This window comes from Nocardioides sp. P86, from assembly GCF_023712465.1.
GTDB classification, from domain to species: Bacteria; Actinomycetota; Actinomycetes; order Propionibacteriales; family Nocardioidaceae; genus Nocardioides; species Nocardioides kribbensis.
Map to the genome: position 1 here is coordinate 1 of NZ_JAMAYE010000057.1, position 386 is coordinate 386.

At 77.2% G+C, this 386-nt stretch carries 1 pseudogene; it reads right to left on the reverse strand.

Going from position 1 to position 386, the window contains the following annotated elements:
- Window positions 1-386, reverse strand: a pseudogene (locus tag M3673_RS18930) (two-component sensor histidine kinase); the annotation flags it as partial.

Below are 386 nucleotides of genomic sequence, written 5' to 3' on the forward strand. Positions count from 1 at the left end.
GTGTAGGTCTCACCGTCGGCCGGCAGCCGCACCTGCGAGCCCACCACGACCCCCGGCTCGCTCGACACCGCCTCGACGAGCGCGGCGAGGCGGGTGAGCTCGGGGTAGGTCCACGCGATGCTGGAGGAGGTCGCGAAGTGCCGCACCAGGGAGTCGGGCACGCTGTCGCGGTCGAGCCAGGGGGTGTACGTCGCGCCCGCGCCCGTCGGGGCGGCGCCGACCGGACCCGCCAGCACCACCGCGAAGCCGCGGGTCTCGCCGCGCGTGATGCTCGGCTGCCCCAGGTCGCGCTGCTGGCCGACCGGGGCGTGGGTGGGGTTGGGGGCGGCCTGCCGCCGCTCGTCGGCCTCGCCGGTCTCGCTGCGGACCTCGGCGAGCACGGCGTC